The organism is Streptomyces sp. NPDC107654, assembly GCF_055639035.1.
Window position 1 is genome coordinate 368,089 of the sequence record NZ_JBVKBI010000003.1, and the last position, 20,236, is coordinate 388,324.

At 76.3% G+C, this 20,236-nt stretch carries 1 protein-coding gene; it reads right to left on the reverse strand.

What is annotated here, in order from left to right; genetic code table 11:
* Nucleotides 1-60 precede the first annotated feature (60 nt).
* Complete coding sequence (locus ACZ7N4_RS07675; RefSeq protein WP_471354890.1) at nt 61-20,235, reverse strand: non-ribosomal peptide synthase/polyketide synthase; 20,175 nt, start codon at nt 20,233-20,235, stop codon at nt 61-63.
* Nucleotide 20,236 lies beyond the last annotated feature (1 nt).

Genomic DNA, 20,236 nt, shown 5'->3' on the forward strand with positions numbered 1-20,236 from the left:
GTGAGCGGGGGCCGGGCCGGGTGGAGCGGCGGACCGGCGCCTCGCGGGTCCGGAGGGTCGTCACCGGCCTCCCCGGGCGTGCCGGGCCAGGTGGCGCAGGGCCGCGGCGAACTCCTCGGCCACCCGGCGCACGGTCTCCGTGTCGTGGACGCCGGGCCGGTGGTGCCAGGTGAAGGCGAGCCGGCCGTGCTGCACCGCGCCCACCACCTCCAGCAGGTGCGAGCCGGGATCCCGGGGGTCGTGGTCCTGCCCGAAGGAACCGTGTTCGGCGCGGACCAGGCCGCCGTCGGCGGTCTCGGGGCGGGCGTCCCACTGGCCGAGGTAGTTGAACACCACCTGGCTGTGCGCGCTGCCGCCGAGGCGTGCGCGGACCTCGGGCGGGCCGAAGGTGCGCAGCGCGCCGAAGCCGATGCCGTTGCCGGGCAGGGCGCGCAGCTGACGGCGCACCGACTTCACCAGGGACCGCCAGTCCCGGTCCGGGCCGAGGTCGCCGGGGTCGGGCACCTGGAGGGCGACCGGGTAGACCGTGGTGAACCAGCCGACGGTGCGGGAGAGGTCGACACCGTCGAGGAGGTCCTCGCGGCCGTGCCCCTCCAGGTCCAGACGGACCCGCTCGCGCCCGGTCCAGCGGGCCAGCGCCAGGGCGAGCGCGGCGAGCAGGACGTCGTTGACCCGGGTGCGGTAGGCGGCGGGCGCCGAACGCAGCAGGGCCGTGGTGTCCTCCTCGCCGAGTTCGACGCTCACCGTGGCGGCCGGTCCGGCGGCGGGGGGCGCGGGCGGCGCGGGGTCGGTGTCCACCGCCTGTTCCCAGTACGGCAGTTCGTGGTCGAGGCGGCCCTCGGCGACGTACGCGGCGAGGCCGCGCGACCAGGCGCGGAAGCTGGTGCCGCGCTCCCCCAGCGTGACCGGGCCGCCCTGGAGCGCCTGCCGGTAGGCGGTCTCCAGGTCGTCGCGCAGGATGCGCCAGGAGACGGCGTCCACGACCAGGTGGTGGGCGACGAGGAGCAGGAAGGCGGGCCGGTCCGGGTCCCCGGTGAACAGGGCCGCCCGCAGCTGCGGTCCCCGGGACAGGTCGAAGCTCGCGTGGAGTTCGTCGGCGGCCTTCGCCATGGCCGTGTCGGCCTCCTCGGCGGAGAGACCGGTCAGGTCGTGCCGGACGAGGAGGTCGTGGGCCGCGGCGGGCGGCGGGTTGAACTGCCGCCAGCCGTCGGCTTCCCGGGTGAACCGCATGCGCAGCGCGTCGTGGTGCTCCAGCAGCGCGTCGAGGGCGGCGCGCAGCGCCCGCGGGTCGGGGGTGCCGTCGAGTTCGAGCAGCGCGGACTGGTTGAAGTGGTGGTGGGCGGCGCGCGGGGTGGTGAGGAACCACTCCTGGATCGGGGTGAGCGGCACCTCGCCGGTCACCGGGCCGTCCCCGGTCCGCTGGGTCACCGCCCGGACCACGGTGGCGAGTTCGGCCACCGTCTGGTGGGTGAACAGGTCACGGGTGGACACCTGCAGCCCGTCGCGGCGCAGCCGGGAGACGACCTGCATGCTGAGGACGGAGTCGCCGCCGAGCGCGAAGAAGTTGTCGTCGGCGCCGACCTCCTCGATGCCCAGCACATCGGCCCAGATGCGGGCGACGCGGCGTTCGGTGTCGGTGCGCGGAGCGGTCCGGGGGCCGTCCGTGGCCTGCACGGGCCCGGGTGCGGGCAGGGCCCGCCGGTCGGTCTTGCCGTTCGGGGTGAGCGGCAGCCGGTCGAGGGGGACGAAGACCGCCGGGACCATGTGCGGGGGCAGCAGCCCGGCCAGGTGCAGGCGCAGCTCGCCGACGGGCAGCGCGGTGCCGGACGGCTCCACCGGGACGACGTAGGCGACGAGCCGGGCGGGCGCGCCGGGCGTGTCCTCCGCGCGTACGGCCACGACCGCGTCCCGCACCAGGGGGCTGCGGCGCAGGGCGCCCTCGATCTCGCCGGGCTCGATGCGGAATCCGCGCAGCTTGACCTGGTCGTCGGCGCGTCCGGCGTAGACGAGCCGGCCGTCGGCGGTCCAGCGGACCAGGTCCCCCGTGCGGTACATCCGCTCCCCCGGCACGCCGAACGGGTCGGCGACGAACCGCTGGGCGGTGAGGCCGGGCCGGCTCAGATAGCCGCGGGCGAGCCCGGGCCCCGCGAGGTACAGCTCGCCCGTCACGCCGGGCGGTACGGGACGCAGGGCGGCGTCGAGCACGCGGACGCGGGTGCCGGCCGCGGGGCGGCCGATGGGCGGGGCGCCGGTGCCGGGGGTGAGCGGACCGGTCCAGGTGGCGACCACGGTGGCCTCGGTGGGGCCGTAGGAGTTGATCATCCGGCGGCCGGGGGCCCAGGTGTCGACCAGGTCGGCGGGGCAGGCCTCGGCGCCCACGATGAGCGTGCGCAGGCACGGCAGGGCGGCGGCGGTCTCCGGCGGGACGGTGGCCAGCGCGGCCGGGGGGATCAGGGTGTGGGTGATGTGCCGCTCGGCGAGCACCTCGGCCAGCCGCTCCCCGACCAGCGGGCCCTCCTCCCCGGTGACCAGTGCGGCTCCGCTGAGCAGGGAGACGCACAGCTCCAGCACGGAGGCGTCGAAGCTGGGCGAGGCGAACTGCAGGACCCGGTCGCCGGGGCCGGCCGCGTACTGTTCGGCGGCCGCCGCCGCGAAGGAGGCGAGGCCGCGGTGGGTGACCACCACGCCCTTGGGGGTGCCGGTGGAGCCGGAGGTGTAGATGACGTAGGCGGGGTGGGCCGGGGTGAGCCGTGCGGTGCGGTCGGTGTCGGTGGGTGCCGTCTGCGGCCCCTCGGCGGCCCACACCTGGGCCGGGTCGCCGAGGACCAGGTGGGCGCCCGCGTCCCGGATCATGAACTCCCGGCGCTGCGGCGGGTAGTCGGGGTCCACGGGCAGGAAGGCGCCGCCGGCCTTGGCGACCGCGAGCTGGGCCACGACGGCCGCCGCCGAGCGGGGCAGCGCCAGGGCGACGATCCGCTCCGGTCCCACCCCCTCCCCCAGGAGCCGGTGGGCGAGCCGGTTGGCGGCCCGGTCCACCTCCGCGTACGTCAGTTCCCGGTCGCCGTCCACGAGCGCCACCGCCTCCGGGGTACGGGCCGCCTGCCGTTCGAAGAGGGCGGCCAGGGTGGACTCGGGCACCGGGCGGAAGGTGCCCCGGCCCTGCTCCAGCAGGTTCTTCAGCTCGTCGTCGGTGGTCAGCGGCAGGGCGCCGAGCGGGCGGCCGGGGTGCTCGGCGACCGCGTGCAGCAGGGTGCCGAGCTGTCCGGCCATCCGTTCGGCGGTGTCCGGGTCGAACAGGTCGGTGTTGTAGGTGAGGAGCCCGTGCAGGTCTCCGGAGCCGGTCTCGGCGAACTCCAGGGTGAGGTCGAACGCCGCCTGGTCGGAGTCCGGTTCGACGTCCGTGACGTCCAGTCCGGGCAGGTCGAGGGCGGCGGCCGGGGTGTTCTGCAGGACGACCATGACCTGGAAGAGCGGGCTGCGGCTGGGGTCGCGGACCGGGTCCACCTCGTCCACGACCCGCTCGAACGGCACGTCCTGGTGGGCGAAGGCGTCGAGGACGGTCTGCCGTACGGCGGTGAGGAACCGGGTGAACGGCTCCTCGACCTCCACCCGGGAGCGCAGCACCAGGGTGTTGACGAAGAATCCGACGAGGCCCTGGGTCTCGGGCCGGTCGCGGCCGGAGGTGACGGTGCCGACGGCGATGTCCTCGGCGCCGGAGAGCCGGGCGAGGTAGGCCTGGGCGGCGGCGACGAGCGTGGTGAACAGGGTGGTTCCGTGCTCCCGGGCGAGCCGGGTCAGCCGCTGGACGGTCCCGGCGGCCACGACCAGCCGGGTGGTCGCTCCGGCGCTGGTGCGTACCGGCGGCCGGGGCCGGTCGGTGGGCAGCTCCAGCGGCGCGGTGTCGGCCAGATGCCGTTTCCAGTAGGCGAGGTGCTCGTCGGTGCCGGTGGCCCCGGCGGTGCGCTGCCAGTGCGCGTAGTCGGCGTACTGCACCGGGAGCGGCGGCAGTTCGCCTTCCTCGGCGCCGAGTTCGGCGCGGTAGAGGTGGGCGAGGTCGCCCAGCAGGACGGAGGTGGACCAGCCGTCGGTGACGATGTGGTGCAGGGTGAGGGTGAGGACGTGGTCGTGCTCGGCCAGCCGGACCAGCCCGGTGCGCAGCAGCGGCCCACGGCGCAGGTCGAAGGGGCGGGAGCGTTCCTCGGCGAGCAACTCCCGGAGCGCCGGGAGGGGTTCGTCGGCGCCGGACAGGTCCCGTACGGGCAGCGGCACCTCCCGGGGCGGGTGGACGAGCTGGACGCCGTGTCCGTCGACGCTGTCGAAGGTGGTGCGCAGCGACTCGTGCCGGGCCACCAGGGCGGCGAGGGCCGCGCGCAGGGCTCCGGTGTCCAGGGTGCCGCGCAGCCTCAGGGCGAGCGCGGTCACGTACTCGGCGCCGCCGGGGGCGAACTCCTCCAGGAACCAGAGCCGTTGCTGGGCGTACGACATCGGTGCGGCCCCGTCCCGGGCGGCCGGGGCGATCGCCGCCCGGCCGCTGCCCCGCCGGGTGTCGAGCAGGCGGGCGAGGCCGGCCGGGGTGGGGTGGGTGAACACCGCGCGCGGGGTCAGGTCGGTGTCGAAGGTCTCGGCGAGGCGGGAGGCGAGCCGGATGCTGAGGATCGAGTCGCCGCCGAGCTGGAAGAAGTCGTCCTCCACACCGGGCGGTTCGCTGCCGAGCACCTCGCCGAACACGGCGGCCGTGCGGCGCTCGGTCTCGGTGCGCGGCTCGACCCGGGCGCGCCCCGGCAGGGCCTGCGGGGCGGGCAGGGCCGCCCGGTCGACCTTGCCGTTGCGGCTGAGCGGGAGCGCGTCGAGCGGGACGACGGCGGTGGGGACGAGGTAGTCGGGCAGGGTGCGGGCGGCGAAGGTCCGCAGTTCCTCGGGGTCCCTTCCGGCCGGTCCGACGACGTAGGCCACGAGCCGTTTGGCGCCGGGCCGGTCCTCGCGGGCCAGTACGGCGACGTCCACGACGTCCGGGTGGGCGGCGAGCGCGGCCTCGACCTCGCCCGGCTCCACCCGGAAGCCCCGGATCTTGACCTGGTCGTCGGCGCGGCCGAGGAACTCGACGGTGCCGTCCGGCCGCCGACGGGCCAGGTCGCCCGTGCGGTACATCCGGGCGCCGGGCGGGCCGCAGGGGTCGGCGAGGAAGCGGGCGGCGGTGTCGCCGGGGCGTCCCAGGTAGCCGCGGGCCACGCCCTCGCCGGCCAGGTACAGCTCGCCGGCGCAGCCGGGCGGTACGGGCCGCAGCCGGGCGTCGAGGACGTGCACGCGCATGTCGTCCAGCGGCCGGCCGATGGGCACGGTGTCCGGAATCGCCGCCGGGTCGCCGAGGGCGTGGGCGGTCGCGAAGGTCGTGGTCTCGGTGGGCCCGTAGCCGTCCACGACGGTCAGGCCCGGGCAGGCGGCCAGCACCCGGCGCACGGCCTGGGCGGGGACGACGTCACCGCCGGTCCACACCTGGGTGAGGCCCCGGAAGCAGTCGGGGGCGTCCTGCGCGAGCAGCCGGAACAGTCCGGCGGTCAGCCACAGCGCGGTCAGCCCGCCCTCGGCGGCCAGCCGGCGCAGCAGGGCCGCGTCCACGCTGCCGCCGGGGGCCACGACCACGCAGCCGCCGGTGAGCAGGGGCGCCCACACCTCGAAGGTGGCGGCGTCGAAGGCCACCGGCGAGTGCAGCAGCACCCGGTCGCAGACCCCGCCGGCGAACCGGCTGTCGGTGGCCAGCGCCGCCACGTCCCGGTGCCGCACCGCGACAGCCTTGGGCAGGCCGGTGGAGCCGGAGGTGAACATCACGTAGGCCAGCCGGTCGGGGTCGGCGTCCGGCGTCCGCCGCGCCGTGACGGCGTACGCGGACCGGCCGGAGTCCGGGACGGGGGCACGCTCCGCTTCCGCGGGCGTACCGCGCGCCGGCAGGGAGGAGCCGGAACCCGGCGTCCGCTCCCCTTCCGCGGCCGTACCGGGCACGGGCAGGCCGGAGCCGGAGCCCGGAGCGCGCTCCCCCTGCGCGCCCGTGCCACGCGCCGGCAGGATGTCGGCGTCGGAACCCGGTGCTCGCTCCCCGGCCGGCCGGCCGGTGTCGGCGGGCGGCACGTCGGCGGGCGGTGTCCGGTCGTCCCCCGTGCCCGTGCGGGCGGCGGTCACCTCGGCGGCGGTGAGCCGGAGGGTCGTGCCCGCCTGGGCGAGCAGGGTGCGGCGGCGGTCCTCGGGGGCCCGGGTGTCGACGGGGACGTAGGCGCCGCCGGCCATGAGCACCGCGAGCTGGGCGACGACGAGTTCGGCGGAGCGGTCCATCAGCAGCGCCACCCGGTCCTCGGCCGCGAGTCCGCCGGACGTCAGCTGCCCGGCCAGCGCGGCGGACCAGTCGGCCAGTTCGCCGTACGTCAGCTCACGGTCACCGTCGCGGACCGCGATCGCGTCCGGGGTGCGGCGGGCCTGCTCGGCGAAGAGGTCCACGGGGCTCGCCGGGGCGGCCGGGCGGGCGGTGGTGTTCCAGGCGGCCAGCAGGTCGCGGTCGGCCGGGGTGAGCAGGTCGAGGCCGGCCAGGTCGGTGTCGAACCCGTCGGCGAGGGAGGTGAGCAGGACGGCCAGCCGGTCCGCGGCGCGCTCGGCGGTGCCGGGGTCGAACAGGTCCGGGTCGTAGGCCAGGTCGAAGCCGAGCCGTCCGGCCAGGTGGGCGCGCAGGCACCAGGGGAAGGTGGTGGCGTCGTCGGCGCGGACCTCCTCGACGCGGACACCGGTGCGGGCCGTGGCCGACTCGTCCACGGGGTAGTTCTCGAACACCACCATGCTGTCGAACAGCGGCTCGCCGGGCGGGACGTCGCTGACGGCCTGGATGCGGGGCAGGGCGAGGAAGTCGAAGCGGCGGGCGTCGCTCTGCCGTTCCTGGAGACCGCGCAGCCAGGGCAGCACCGGCCCGGCGGGGACGCGGACCCGGGTCGGCACGGTGTTGATGAACATGCCGATCATGCCCTCGACGCCGGGCAGTTCGGCCGGGCGGCCGGAGACGGTGGTGCCGAAGACCACGTCGTCCCGGCCGCTGGAACGGGCCAGCAGCAGCGCCCAGGCGCCCTCCACCACGGTGTTGACGGTGAGGCCCGCACGGGCGGCGGTCTCCCGCAGGCGGCCCGAGACAGAGGGGTCCAGCTCGCGGTGGACCGCCGCGGCGGAACGGGCCCGGTGGGCCTCGGCGGGGGTGCGGTCGTACGGCAGCGGGGTGCGGGCGGTGAACCCGGCCAGCGTGTCGGCCCAGTGCCGTTCGGCCGCCGTCTCGTCCTGTTCGCCCAGCCAGTGCAGGAAGTCCGCGAAGGGCCGCCGTACCGGGGGTGCCGGGTCCGGGCCGCCGGTCAGGGCGGCGTACCGCTCGCACACCTCGGTGAGCAGCTGTCCGGTGCTCCAGCCGTCGAGGACGATGTGGTGGGTGGACCACAGCAGCAGGACCTCGTCGCCGGGCAGGGCGGCCAGGGTGAGGCGGGTCAGCGGCGCGGTGGTGAGGTCCATGCCGGCCGCGCGGTCCTCGGCGAGCAGCCGCTCGGTGGCCTCCGCGCGCTGCGCGGGCGTCAGGGCGCGCCAGTCGAGGTGGGTGACGGGCAGCTCGGCGCGGTGGTGGACGACCTGCACCGGGTGGGGCAGGCCCTGCCAGTGGACGCTGGTGCGCAGCGCCGGGGTGCGGTCGGCGACCTGCTGCCAGGCCGCGGCGAAGGCGTGCGGGTCGGCCACCCCGGACAGCCGTACGGCCGTGCGGTCGAAGTAGGCGTGCTCGGTGTCCACCAGCCCGTGGAAGAGCATGCCCGACTGGAGCGGGGTGAGCGGAAGGACGTCCTCGGCGTGCCGGCCGGTGCCGAGGAGCCGGTCCAGCTGGTCCTGGCCCAGTCCGGCGAGGGGGAAGTCGGAGGGGGTGCGGCCGCCCGCGTCGGGGCGGGCGCAGTGCGCCACGATGTCCCGCAGGGCGGTGAGGGTGTCCTCGGCGAGCCGGCGGACGGTGTCCTCGTCGTGGACCGCCGGCGGGTAGGTCCAGCCGAGTTCCAGGCGGCCCTGCTGCACCACTCCGGTGATGTCCAGCACGTACGGGCGCGGTTCGTCCGGGTCCGTGTCACAACCGGCCGGGGGCAGGGAGCCGTGGATCAGGCCGCCGCTGCCGCCCGTGTCCCACTGGCCGTGGTAGTTGAAGCCGACCTGTGGTGCCGGGACGCCGGTGAGCGGGCTGCCGGGCAGGAGGTGGCGCAGCGCGCCGTGGCTCAGGCCGCGCGACGGCACGGCGCGCAGCTGCTCCTTGACGGCGCGGAGGGTGTCGTGCCAGCCGGCGTCCGGGTCGACGCGCAGGGCGAGCGGGTACTCGGCGGTGAACCAGCCGACGGTCCGGGAGAGGTCGACGTCGTCGAACAGGTCCTCGCGGCCGTGGCCTTCCACGCCCAGCAGGACGGTGTCCCGCCCGCACCAGCGGGCCAGGGTGCGGCCGAGGGCGCTGAGCAGGACGTCGTTGACCTGGGTGCGGTAGGTCTCGGGGACCTGGCGCAGCAGGGCGTCGGTGGTGTCCGCGTCCAGGGCGACCGTGAGGGTGGCGGCGGTGCCGTGGGTGTTCGGTCCGGGCCGCCCGGCGGGCAGTTCGGCCGGGGCCGCGCCGGTGCGCGTCCAGTACGGCAGGTCGGCGTCCAGCGCGCCGGAGCGGGTGTGCCGGTCGAGGCGGGCGGCCCAGTGGCCGTAGGAGGTGCCCGGGGCGGGCAGTTCGGTGTCGCGGCCGGCCGCGGCGGCCTGGTGGGCGGCCTCCAGGTCCGCCAGCACGATGCGCCAGGACACCCCGTCGATCACCAGGTGGTGGGCGGTGACGACCAGTTGGGCCGGCCGCTCCGGGCCCCGGTCGAAGAACAGGACGCGGACGACCCGGCCCGTCAGGGGGTCGAGGGCGGCCTGTGCCTCGTCCGTGAGCCGCTGGACCTCGCGCTCCAGCGCCGGGTCGTCCAGCGCGGTCACGTCGTGGCGGGTGAAGACGCCGTCCGGGGCCTCGGGCAGCGTCTCCTGACGCCAGCCGTCGGCGGTGTGGTGGAAGCGGGTCCGCAGGGCGGGGTGGTGGCGCACGAGGGCGTCGACGGCGGTCCGCAGCGCCGGTCCGTCCGTGCCGGCGGCGAGTTCGAAGCGCTGGGTCATGGTGAACCGGAGCCGCTGCCCGGGGGCGCGGCCGTCCAGGTACCAGCGCTGGATCGGGGTGAGCGGCGCCTCGGCCGTCTCCTCGACGGCGACCGGTGGCGGGGCCGACTCGCGCACGCGCAGGGCGAGTTCGGCGACCGTCTGGTGGCGGAAGACGTCCTTGGTGGTGAGGGCGAGTCCGGCCTGCCGGGCGCGGGAGACGATCTGGATGCTCAGGATCGAGTCGCCGCCGAGCGCGAAGAAGTTGTCGCGCGCGCCGACCCGTTCGACGCCGAGCACCTCCGCCCAGATCGCGGCCAGGCGTTCCTCCGTGCCGGGCCGGGGCGCGACGTACGGAGTGGTGCTGTCGGGCTGCGCGGGCGGTGCGGGCAGGGCGCGCCGGTCGGTCTTGCCGCTGGTGGTGCGGGGGATGCGGGCCAGCGGGACGAACGCGGCGGGCACCATGTGGTCGGGCAGGGTACGGCGCAGGGCGAGCCGCAGCTCGTCGGCGGACGGGGTGCGGCCGGCGGCCGGCACGACATAGCCGACGACCATGAGCCGGCCGGCGTGTTCGCGGGCGGTGACCGCTGCGTCGGCGACGTCCGGGTGGTCCAGGAGCGCGGCCTCGACCTCGCCGGGCTCGATGCGGAACCCGCGGATCTTGACCTGTTCGTCCACCCGGCCGAGGAATTCCAGCAGCCCGTCCCGGTCCCAGCGGGCCCGGTCCCCGGTGCGGTACATCCGCTGTCCCGGACCGCCGAACGGGTCGGCGAGGAAGCGGGCGGCGGTGAGGCCCGGCCGGCCGAGATAGCCGCGGGCCACCTGTGCGCCGGCCAGGTACAGCTCGCCGGGCACCCCGGGCGGCACCGGGCGCAGGGCGCCGTCGAGGACGTAGGCGCGCAGATTTCCGCCGGGCCGGCCGATGGCGGGGCGGTCGGGCCGGTCGCCGGCGCGGCCGTAGACGGCGTCGACGGTGCACTCGGTGGGCCCGTACATGTTGTACACCGCGACGCCCAGTTCCCGTTCCGCGCGCACGAGTTCGCGCCATCCGGCCGGGGTGACGGCCTCGCCGCCGACGAGCAGCAGGCGCGGGTGGTGGCGGCCGGGGGCGAGCAGTCCGGCGGCGGTGAGTTCGCGCAGGAAGGACGGGGTGACGTTCACCAGGTCGAGGCGGCGGGCGTCGACCTGGGCGCAGAACGCCTCCGGGTCCATGCGTACGTCCTCGTCGATCAGGTGGACCTCGTGGCCGAGGGCGAGCAGCAGCGGTCCTTCCCACGAGGTGTCGAAGGAGAAGGAGGCGCTGAGCGCGGCTCGCAGCCGCCGTCCGCCGGCGGTGTGCGGGGCGAGCAGGTTCGCGCGGTGGTCGTGGCAGAGGTTGACCAGCTGCCGGTGTTCGACGGCGACGCCCTTGGGGCGGCCGGTGGAGCCGGAGGTGTAGACGATGTAGGCGGTGTGCTCGGGCAGCAGGGGCCGGATCCGGTCGGCGTCGGTCGGGTCGTGGGCGGGCAGCCGGTCCCAGGGCACGGTGTCGAGGCCGGTGAGAAGGGTGTGCGGACGGGCGTCGGCGAGGAGGAGGTCCTGCCGTTCCCGCGGGAGTCCGGGGTCCAGGCAGAGCAGGGTGGCGCCGGCCTTGAGGACGGCGAGGAGCGCCACCATCAGGTCGGAGGTGCGCGGGAGCCGTACGGCGACGACGTCCTCCGGGCCCGCGCCCCGGGCGATGAGGTGGTGGGCGAGCCGGTTGGCGCGCTGGTCGAGTGCGGCGAGGTCCAGGGTGGTGTCGCGGGCGACCAGGGCGGTGTGGTGCGGGGTGCGGGCGGCCTGGGCCGCGAACAGGGCGGGGAAGGTGCCGTCCGGCTCGGGCAGCGGGGTGCCCTGCCCGTACCGGAGGACCTGCCGGCGTTCGTCGTCGGTCATCAGCGGCAGCCGGCCCACCGGCAGTCCGGGATCCTGGGCGGCGGCCTCCAGCAGGAGGCGCAGCCGGGCGGCGAGGCGTTCGGCGGTGCCGGTGTCGAACAGCCCGGTGTTGTACTCCAGGTGGCCGGTGAGTCCGCCGTCGGTCTCGACGAAGTCGAAGGCGAGGTCGTAGGTGGCGGTGCGGACCGGCGGGGTCAGCGGCTCCACCTCCAGGCCGGGCAGCCGGAGCGGTTCGGTGCCGAGGTTGTGCAGGGCGACCATGACCTGGAACAGGGGGGTGCGGCTGGTGTCCCGTTCGGGCTGGACGGCGTCCACGACACGCTCGAAGGGGACTTCCTGGTGGGCGAACGCCTCCAGGACGGTGGTGCGCACCTCGGCGAGCAGGTCCCGGAAGGGCAGTCCGGGGCGGACCCGGGCGCGCAGCACCAGGGTGTTGACGAACATGCCGACCATGTCGTGGAGTTCGGGCCGGTCACGGCCGGCGGTGACGGTGCCGACGGTGACGTCCTCCTGGCCCGCCCAGCGGGCGAGGAGGATCTGGCAGGCGGTCACCAGGGTCATGTAGAGGGTGGCGTCCGCCTCCCGGCCCCGCTCGCGCAGCCGCTCGGTGAGCGCCGCGGGAAGGGTGAAGGTGACCAGGGCGCCGTCCCGGGTGCGGACGGCGGGGCGCGGCCGGTCGGTGGGCAGCTCCAGCGGGGTGACGCCGTCCAGGGTGCGGCGCCAGTGGGCGAGTTCGGCCTCGGCCTGTTCGGCGCGGCCGCGCTGCCAGGCGGCGTAGTCGGTGTAGCGGACGGGCAGTGCGGGCAGTTCGGGGCGGCGGTCCGCCAGGGCGGCCGTGTACAGCTCGCCGAGGTCACGGGCGAGTACGCCGGTGGACCAGCCGTCGGTGACGATGTGGTGCGCGGCCAGCACGAGGACGTGCTCGTCGGCGGCGAACCTGGCCAGGCGGGCCCGCAGCAGCGGCCCGGTGGTCAGGTCGAACGGGGTGGCGGCCTCCCGCTCCAGGAGGGCGTCGAGGGCGGCCGTGTCCGCGAGGTCGTCCAGCGGGAGCTCCACGGGGCGCGGCGGGTGCACGGTCTGCCGGGCCTGGCCGTCGTGTTCGGCGAACGTGGTGCGCAGGGTCTCGTGCCGGGCGACGAGCCCGTCCAGGGCGATGCGCAGGGCGGCGGTGTCGAGCGGGCCGCGCAGCCGCAGCACGGACAGGGTGGTGTACTCGGTGCTGCCCGGCTCGAACCGGTCGAGGAACCACAGACGTTGCTGGGCGTACGACAGTGGTGCCGGCGCGTCCGGGTCGGCGGCCGGGATCACGTCGGCGGTGCTCGCGGCCCGGGGCTCGCCCAGCGCGGCCGCGAGGCCGGACAGGGTGGAGTGGGTGAACAGCAGCCGGGGTGAGACGTCCCGGCCGAAGGCGGCGCGCAGCCGGGAGGTGACGCGGACGGCGAGGATGGAGTCGCCGCCGAGGGCGAAGAAGTCGTCGTCGGCGCCGACCTCGCCGGTGTCCAGGACGTCGGTCCACGCGGCGGCGACCAGCCGCTCGGCCGGGGTGCGCGGCGGGATCCGGGTGGTGTCGGCGGCGAAGCCGTCGGGGCCGGGCGCGGGCAGGGCGCGCCGGTCGAGCTTGCCGTTGACGGTGAGCGGCAGCGCGGCCAGCGGGACGTAGGCGGCCGGCACCATGTGCGCGGGCAGCAACCCGGCGAGGTGGGTGCGGAGTTCGGCGGCGGACGGGGGCGGTACGGCGCGCTCGCCGGTGCCGGTGCCGACGACGTGGGCGACCAGCCGGCGGGTTCCGGCGGTGTCCTCGTACACGCCGACGGCGGCCGCGCCCACGCCCGGGTGACTGTGCAGGGCGGCCTCGATCTCCCCGGGCTCGATGCGGTAGCCGCGGATCTTGACCTGCTGGTCGGCGCGGCCCAGGTACTCCAGGGTGCCGTCTGCCCGCAGGCGGACCCGGTCCCCGGTGCGGTACATGCGGGTTCCGGGCCTGCCGAAGGGGTCGGCGGGGAACCGGGTCGCGGTGAGTCCGGGCCGGTTCAGGTAGCCGCGCGCGAGGCCCTCGCCGGCGACGAACAGCTCGCCGACGGCGCCGGGCGGCACCGGCCGCAGCGTGTCGTCGAGGACGTACAGCCGCAGGTCGGGGATGCCGGTGCCGATGGGGCTGGCGGGGCCCGCGCCGGCCGCCCGGTGGTCCAGCGGGGCGTAGGTGACGTGCACGGTGGTCTCGGTGATGCCGTACATGTTGACCAGGCGGGGCGCGGTGTCCGGGTGGCGGGCGTACCAGTCGGCGAGCCGGGTCACGTCCAGCGCCTCACCGCCGAAGATCACCGTGCGCAGCGCCAGCCGGGCGCTCACGTCGGGGAGTTCGGCGTCCGCCCGGCTGAGCGGGTAGAACGCGGAGGGGGTCTGGTTGAGGACGGTGACCTGTTCGTCGGCGAGCAGGCGCAGGAAGTCCTCCGGGGAGCGGGCGGTGTCGTCGGGGACGATCACGAGCCGGCCGCCGTGCAGCAGCGGGCCCCACAGCTCCCACACCGAGAAGTCGAAGGCGTAGGAGTGGAACAGCGTCCACACGTCGTCGGGGCCGAAGCCGAACCACTCCCGGGTGCGGGTGAACAGCCGGACCACGTTGGCGTGCGGGACGACGACGCCCTTGGGCCGGCCGGTGGAGCCGGAGGTGTAGATGGCGTAGGCGGGGCTCTCGGGCAGTGCGCGGCGCGCCGGGCCGGCGGCCGGGCGCCGGTCGAGGTCGGCGCGGACCTCCGGGTCGTCCAGCAGGACCCGGGGTACGGCGCTCTCGGCCGTGTTCTGCCGGGTGGTGACCAGGGCCACCGGCTCCGCGTCCGCGAGCAGGTGCCGGACGCGTTCGGCGGGCAGCGCGGGGTCGATGGGCAGGTAGGCGGCGCCGGTCTTGAGGACGGCGAGGACGGCCACGACGAGGTCGGTGGAGCGGGGCAGGGCGAGCGCCACGAACGTCTCGGGTCCGGCGCCGAGTTCGGCGAGCCGGTGCGCGAGCCGGCCGGAACGCTCGTCCAGGGTGGCGTAGTCGAGCCGGTCGTCTCCGCAGCCGACGGCCTCGGCGCGCGGGGTGCGGGCGGCCTGGGCGCTGAACAGGGCGTCCAGGGTGTCGGCGGGCCTGCCCTCCTCGGTGCCGTTCCCGTCGGCGAGCAGCCGGCGCCGCTCCTCGGCGGTCGTCCAGGCGAGGGCGCGCACGGGCCGGTCCGGGTCGTCGGCCAGCTCGGTGAGCAGCAGGCACAGCCGGCCGGCGAGGTCGCCCACCGTCGCCGCGTCGAACAGCTCGGGGTCGTAGGCGAGGTCGAAGCCGAACCGTTCGCCCTGGTAGGCGCGCAGGACGAGGGGGTAGTTGGTGGCGTCGCGGGCGGAGACGTCCGTGAGGCGTATCCCGGTGCCGGCCGAACGGGCCTGGTCGAAGGGGTAGTTCTCGAAGGCCACCATGCTGTCGAACAGCGGGGTGCCGGCGGGGGTGTCGCTCAGCGAGGTCAGTTCGGCGAGGGAGACCGCCGCGAACCGCCGGGCCTCGGCCTGCGCCTGCTGGAGCTCGCGGAGCCAGGCGGTGGCGGTGCGGCCACCGTCCACGCGGACGCGGGTGGGCAGGGTGTTGATGAACATGCCGACCATCGACTCGACGCCGGGCAGGTCGTCGGGGCGTCCGGAGACGGTGGTGCCGAACAGCACGTCCGGCTCGGCGCTGTAGCGGGACAGCAGCAGTGCCCAGGCGCCCTGTACGACGGTGCCGAGGGTCAGTCCGGCCGCGCGGGCGGTGCGGGCCAGCCGGGCGGAGACCTCCTCGGACAGTCCGGCGGTGTGCACGCGGCCGGAGCGGGTCTCGTGGTCGCGGCGCCGGACGCGGTCGACGGGCAGCGGGGTGGGGGTGGCGAACCCGGCGAGCACGGTCCGCCAGTGGGCGCGGGCGGCCTCGGTGTCCTGGCCGGCGAGCCAGCGCACGTAGGCGCCGAAGGGCTGCCGGGCCGGGGGCCGGGAGGCGGTGCCCGTGGTGAGGGCCGCGTACTCCTCGAACACGTCGGTGAGCACCTGGGCCAGGCTCCAGCCGTCCAGGATCAGGTGGTGGGAGGTCCACAGCAGCTGCACCCGGGCCTCGGGCAGCCGGACGAGGGTGAGCCGCATCAGGGGTGCGGTGCCGAGGTCCAGGCCGCGCGCGAGGTCGTCCGCGCGCAGCCGTTCGAACCGTCGGTCCCGTTCCTCCGCGTCCAGGTCCCGCCAGTCCCTCTGCTCGACGGGGACGGTCACGCGGCGGTGCACGACCTGGAGCGGCACCGGTACGCCCTCCCACACCACCGAGGTGCGCAGCGCGGGGGTGCGGTCGGTGACCCGCTGCCAGGCCAGGGCGAGGGCGTCGGGGTCGGTCACCCCGTCGAGCAGCAGGGCGGCCTGGTCGAGGTAGACGTCGTCGGGGCCGCCGACCAGCCGGTGGAAGAGCATGCCCTCCTGGAGCGGGGTGAGCGGCAGCAGGTCCTCGACGTCCCGGCCGTCCCCGGCGAGGCGGTCCACACCGGCCTGGTCGAGGCGGGCGAGCGGGAAGTCGGAGGGGGTACGGCCGCCCGCGCCGGGCCGGGCGCAGTGCTCGGTGATGCCGGCGAGCGCGCGGACCATGCCGTCGGCCAACCGCCGTACGGTGTCCTCCCGGTGCACCTGGTCGCTGTAGTGCCAGGTGATCTCCAGTTCGCCGTCGGCGACCAGGGCGGAGACGTCCAGGAGGTGGTCGAGGGGGGCGCCGGGGTCCGTGTCCCGGCCGGGTACGTCGGCGGCGGGCGCGAAGTCCCGCCCCGCGGAGGCCTCCCACTGGCCGTGGTAGGTGAAGCACACCTGGGGCAGGGGGAGTCCGGCGAGGGCCGCTGCCGAGGGGTCGGGGGAGCCGAGGTGGCCGAGCGCCTGGTAGCCCAGGCCGCGCCGGGGCACGGCCCGCAGCGCTTCCTTGACGGCCTTGAGCGTGGCCCCCCAGTCGGCCGGGTCCGCGGGGGTCAGGGTGACCGGGTACTGGGTGGTGAACCAGCCGACCGTGCGGGACAGGTCGGTGCCCTCGGCGAGATCCTCCTCCCGGCCGTGGCCCTCCAGGGCGACGGTCACCCGGTCGGTGCCGGTCCAGTCGGACAGGACCCGGGCCAGCGCGCTCAGCAGCACGTCGTTGACCTGGGTGCGGTAGACGGGCGGCACGCGGCGCAGCAGGGCCTCGGTGGTGGCGCGGTCCAGCCGGGTGCGGACGGTGCGCACGGATCCGGCGAGCGGGGTGCCGGGCAGGTCGGCGGGGAGCGGGGTGCGCGGCAGCGCGGCCTCCCGCGTCCAGTGGGGCAGGTCGTCGTCCAGGTCTCCGGCCCGGACCCGTGCGGCCAGCTCGCGCGCCCAGTCGGCGAACGGGGTGTGCTCGGTCTCCGGCCGGGGCTCCTCCCCCGCCTGGGCCTGCCGGTAGGCCTCTTCGAGACCGGCCAGCAGCACCCGCCAGGAGACGCTGTCGACCGCCAGGTGGTGGGCGGTGACGAAGAGCCGGGGGCGCTGCCCGCCGGTGAGCAGGGCGGCGCGGAACAGCGCGCCGGTGGCCGGGTCCAGTGCCGCGCGGGCGGCCTCGGCGGCCTCCTCGGGTGAGGTGTCCGGGCCGTGCCGGGTGAGCAGTCCGGTGGCGGGGCCGGTGCCGGGGTGCTGCCGCCAGGTGCCGTCGGTGCGGGTGAAGCGGGTGCGCAGGGCGGGGTGGCGGGCCACCAGGGCCTCCAGTGCCCGTTCCAGCGCCCGTTCGTCCAGGTCGAGCGGCAGGTCGAGCAGCATCGACATGCTGAAGTGGCGCAGCGGGCCGTGGGTGGCGAGGAACCACTCCTGGACCGGGGTGAGCGGGGCGGGCCCGTCCTCGTGCGGGCGCCGGGGGGCGGGCACGGCGGCGGTGCGGCGGGCGCCGGCGGCGCCGTCCGACGCGGCGGCGCCGTGGGTCGCGGCGGCGGCCAGGTCGGCGACCGTCTGGTGCCGGAAGACGTCCTGCGAGCCGATCCGCAGACCGGCGGCGCGGGCCCGGGAGACGGTCTGGATGCTCAGGATGGAGTCGCCGCCCAGCTCGAAGAAGTTGTCCGTGACACCCACCCTGGCCACGCCGAGCACCTCGGCCCAGATGGCGGCCAGCGTCTCCTCCTGCGGGGTGCGCGGGGCCACGAACTCCCCGTGCCGCTCGGTGGTCTCGGGCGCGGGCAGGGCACGCCGGTCCAGCTTGCCGCTGGTGGTCAGCGGCAGCGCGTCCAGCGGTGTGAAGGAGGCCGGGACCAGGGCGTCCGGCAGGGTGCGGCGCAGGGCCGCCCGCAGCTCGGCGGGGGCGGGGCGGGGGGCGCCGGGCGCGGGGACGACGTAGGCGGCGAGGCGGGTGTGGCCGTGCGCGTCGGGCAGGGCGACGACCGCGGCGGCGGCGATGCCGGGCAGCTCCAGCAGGGCCGCCTCGATCTCGCCGGGCTCGATGCGGTGGCCGCGGACCTTCACCTGGTCGTCGGCGCGGCCGAGGTAGTCCAGGCGGCCGTCGGCGGTCCAGCGGGCCAGGTCCCCGGTGCGGTACATGCGGGTGCCGGGCGGGCCGTAGGGGTCGGCGGGGAAGCGGGCGGCGGTCAGGCCGGGGCGGCCGGTGTAGCCCCGGGCCAGCTGCACGCCCGCGAGGTACAGCTCGCCGCCGACGCCGGGCGGCACCGGCCGCAGCCGGTCGTCCAGCACATAGGCCCGGACCCCGGGCAGGGGGCGGCCCACCAGCGGCCGGTCGCCGCCGTCGATACGGCAGTACAGCGCGTCGACCGTGCACTCGGTCGGACCGTAGAAGTTGTACGCGGTCACGTCCGGGTGGGCGGCCAGCTCCCGCCAGAGCGCCGGGCCGACCGCCTCGCCGCCCAGCATGAGGACCCGGGGGTGGTGCCGGGGGTCGGTGAGCAGGCCGGCGGGCAGCAGCTGCCGCAGGTAGGACGGGGTGACGTCGAGGAAGTCGACGCGGTGCCGGACGACGTACTCGACCAGTGCGGCCGGGTCCATCCGGGTCGTCTCGTCGACCAGGTGCAGCGGGTGGCCGTCGGCCATCAGCAGCACGCCTTCGAGGGAGGTGTCGAAGGAGAAGGACGCGGTGAGCGCGACCCGGAGCGGACCGCCGCCGGCCTCGGCGACGAACCCGGCCCGGTGCGCGGCCAGCAGGTGCGCCGCCGCGCGGTGGGACACGGCGACGCCCTTGGGGCGGCCGGTGGAGCCGGAGGTGTGGATGACGTACGCGGTGTGCTCGGGGTGCAGCGGGGCGCGCCGGTCGGCGTCGGTCGGGTCGGTGTCCGGGGCGGTCGCGGGGACGGAGCGCACGAGGTCCTCGTCCAGGACGAGGGCCGGGCGGGCGTCGTCCAGCAGGTAGCGGACGCGTTCGGCGGGCAGGGCCGGGTCCAGCGGCAGGTAGCCGGCGCCGGACTTCCAGACGGCGAGGATCGCGGTGATCATGTCGGCGGTGCGCGGCAGCCGCAGCGCGACGAGTCGTTCGGGGCCGGCGCCGAGCGCGACGAGGTGGTGGGCGAGCCGGTTGGCGCGGGCGTTGAGCGTGGCGTAGTCCAGCCGTTCGCCGCCCGCGACCAGGGCGAGCGCGTCGGGGGTGCGGGCCGCGCGGCGCTCGAAGAGCACCGGGTACGGGGTGTCGTCCCCGGGGTGGCGCGGGCCGGTGCTCCACTCGTGGACGACACGCCGTATCTCGTCCCCGGACAGCAGGGGCAGGCTGCCCAGCGGCCGGTCCGGTGTCTCGGCGGCGCCCTCCAGCAGGCGCAGCAGCTGTCCTGCCAGCCGCTCGGCGGTGGCCGCGTCGAACAGGTCGGTGCGGTACTCCAGCAGGCCGGTGAGCGCCGTGCCGTCCGGCACGAACTCGATGCTCAGGTCGAAGGTGGCGGCCTGCCGGGGCACGGTGACCGGGGTGGTGGCGAGGCCGCGGGGGGCGGACGCGGCGGGCGGGTCGGGGTGCAGCAGGACCATCACGTCGAACAGGGGGTTGCGGCCCGCCTCGCGGGGTGCGCCCACCGCCTCCACGATCCGCTCGAACGGCGTGTCGCCGTGCGCGAAGGCGTCACCGACCGTGCCGGCCGCCTTCTCCAGCAGCTCACGGAAGGATCCGGAGGCGTCCACCGGGGTGCGCAGGACGACCGTGTTCACGAAGAACCCGACGGCCCGTTCGAGGTCGGTGCGGGACCGGCCGGGTGTCAGCGAGCCCACGGTGATGTCGTCCTGGCCGGACCAACGGGCCAGCAGCGCCTGGACGGCCGCGACCAGGGCGGTGTGGAGGGTGCTGTGCTGTTCTCTGGCGAGGTCGCGCAGCCGCTCGGCGAGAGGGGCCGGGACGGTGAAGGTGTGGACGGCGCCCTCGCCCGCCTCCTCGCCGCGCCGGGGCCGGTCCAGGGGCAGCTCCGGGGCGACCGCGCCCGCCAACTGCTCCTTCCAGTAGGCCAGGTGGCGCTCCAGTCGGGCGCCGGAGAGCTGTTCGCGCTGCCACACCGCGAAGTCCGGGTACTGCGTGGCCGGCGGGGGCAGGTCCGGCCGGCCTCCCCGGGCGAGGGCGTCGTAGGCGGTGCACAGTTCGTCCAGGACCACGCCCATCGACCAGCCGTCCGTGACGATGTGATGGGCCGTCAGCAGCAGGACGTGCGCGGTGGCGGACTCGCGCAGCAGCAGGGCGCGCAGCAGCGGGCCGTGCCGCAGGTCGAACGGGCGGGAGTACTCGGCCAGCAGGTCCGCGTCCAGGTCACCGGCGTCCCGGACCGGCAGCGGCACCGGGCCGGCGGGGTGCACGCGCTGCACCGGGCGGCCGTCGGTCTCCTCGAAGGTGGTGCGCAGGGCCTCGTGCCGGGCCACGACGGCGGTGAGGGCCTCCCGCAGGGCGTCGCCGTCCAGTGTGCCGGTGAGGCGGACGGCGACGGCGCTGTTGTAGCGGGGGTCGCCGGGGCGCAGCCGGTCCAGGAACCACAGCCGCGCTTGCGCGAAGGACAGCGGCAGCGGGCGGTCCCGGTCGGCGCGCGGTATGCCCTGCCGGGCGGCCGGGGCCGTGCCGCCGGCCCGTCCGGCCAGCCGCCGCCTCAGTGCCTCCCGCATCTGGTCGGGCAGTGCCTCGGCGCGGTCCCGTCGGGAGGGCCGGGCGGGTCCGGAGGGGTTCGAAGGGGTCGAAGACGTCATG